Raw genomic sequence first — 1,832 nt, 5'->3', positions numbered from 1 at the left:
CGGACATCGCCATCGTCCAGCTCCACCGGTAGATCTGAAGATGCGGGGACAGGGGCCGCGGGGCCACTTTCGCCTCAGCCATGGTGTTCACTCCTGATCGGCGACGTCGGCCGCCCGTAGTTTGGAATGGTTCGTAACGGAAGCGCGGCAACACCGCAATGCACCTTCTGCCGAACGCGCGGCAACCGGCACACTTCGTCAGCCGCGAAGTTTGCTCTAGGCTCGCTTATCGCACAATTTCTAATTATTCTTATCTCCCTTCGCGGTTGACGAAGGAAACCTATGCAATTCGATTTGACGGACCTGAGCCTCTTCCGCCACGTCGTCGAGGCCGGCAGTATCACCCACGGGGCCGAACGGGCCCATCTGGCGCTGGCGGCGGCAAGCACCCGCATCCGCAACATGGAAAAGTCCCTCGGCGCTCCCCTCCTTCTGCGAACCCGCGCCGGCGTGACTCCGACGCCAGCCGGCCGGACCCTGCTCCAACATGCCCGCACCCTCCTCGCCCAGGCGGAGCGCCTGCGGGAGGATTTGGGCTCCTACACGGGCGGATTGACCGGACAGATCCGGATCCTCTCCAACACCAATGCCCTCACGGAGTTCCTGCCCGAGGCCCTCGGCGCCTTCCTGGCCGAGCACCCGCAGGTCTCCATCGACCTGGAGGAGCGCCTCAGCGACGAGATCGTCGGCCTGATCGCGGAGGGCGTCGGGGATCTCGGCATCGTGGCCGGCACCGTCGATACGGGCCGGCTGGAGACCTACCCGTTCCGCAGCGACCGATTCGTGCTCGTGGTGCCGAAAAGCCATTCTCTGGCCGTCCGCGCCAGCATTCCCTTCGCCGAGGTGCTGGAGCACGATTTCGTCGGCCTCGACCGGGCAAGCGCCCTCCAGCGCTTCCTCGCCGGCAAGGCGACGCGCATCGGCAAGCCGATCCGCCTGCGGGTGCAGCTGAGGAGCTTCGACGCCGTCTGCCGCATGGTGGAGGCGGGCGTGGGCCTCGGCATCGTGCCCGAGACCACCGCCCGCCGCGCCGCCCGCACCACAGACATCATTCCGGTCGAACTGGAGGACGCCTGGGCGGCCCGCGACCTCACCCTGTGCATTCGCGCCCTGAAAGACCTGCCGCCTTCGGCGCGGCAATTGGTGGAGCATTTGCGCAAGGAGGCTTGATCCATGTCCCGGCCATCCTCACAACGCCGTGAACAGGGAATAATTCTCCGGCTGAAGCGTCTCTACGACCGTTCGCCCGCACAGCGCGGCAGGACACCAGCAAGGAGGACGCAATGCAGGGATTGGACCGCCTATCGCTTATCGCCATCGGCCTCGTGGCCGTCGCCCCCCTGGGCGGCGCGCAAGCCCAGAGCGCCCAGGGCACCACGTTCTTCGTGACCAGCACCGGCTCCGGCAAGGGCGCGGATCTCGGCGGGCTGGACGGCGCGGACCGGCATTGCCAGACTCTGGCGGAGGCCGCGGGCATTCGCGGCAAGATGTGGCGGGCCTATCTCTCCACGCAGGCGACGGGCGGCGCGACGGCCACCAATGCGAAGGACCGCATCGGCCGGGGTCCCTGGCAGAACGCCAAGGGCGTGGTGATCGCCAAGGACGTGGCGGATCTGCACGGCGCCGGCAACAATCTCACCAAGCAGACGGCGCTGACCGAGAAGGGCGAGCCGGTGAAAGGCCGCGGCGACCAGCCCAACGAGCACGACATGCTCACCGGTTCGCAGCCCGACGGCACCGCCTTCGCGGGCAGCCAGGACATGACCTGCGGCAACTGGACGAAGAGCGGCACGGAGGGAGCGGCCATGCTCGGACATCACGACCGCACGGGC

The 1,832-nt window shown here is 67.4% G+C and carries 2 protein-coding genes; both read left to right on the top strand.

Annotated elements, in window-relative coordinates; translation table 11 throughout:
• Positions 1–282: 282 nt before the first annotated feature.
• Positions 283–1,170, top strand: coding sequence for a LysR family transcriptional regulator (locus tag NF876_RS29220; RefSeq protein ID WP_173947428.1), 888 nt, complete (start codon positions 283–285; stop codon positions 1,168–1,170).
• Between the two features lie 113 nt (positions 1,171–1,283).
• On the top strand, positions 1,284–1,832 hold a 549-nt coding region (locus NF876_RS29215; protein ID WP_262271823.1), incomplete at its 3' end, for a hypothetical protein.

The organism is Microvirga yunnanensis, from assembly GCF_025460875.1.
Note: the sequence above shows the minus strand (reverse complement) of the source record. Positions and strands in the feature narration are given on the sequence as shown.

What these genes read in the sequence shown, in the direction of transcription:
- NF876_RS29220 (WP_173947428.1), top strand. Translation starts at nt 283, where the DNA reads ATGCAATTCGATTTGACGGACCTGAGCCTCTTCCGCCACGTCGTCGAG.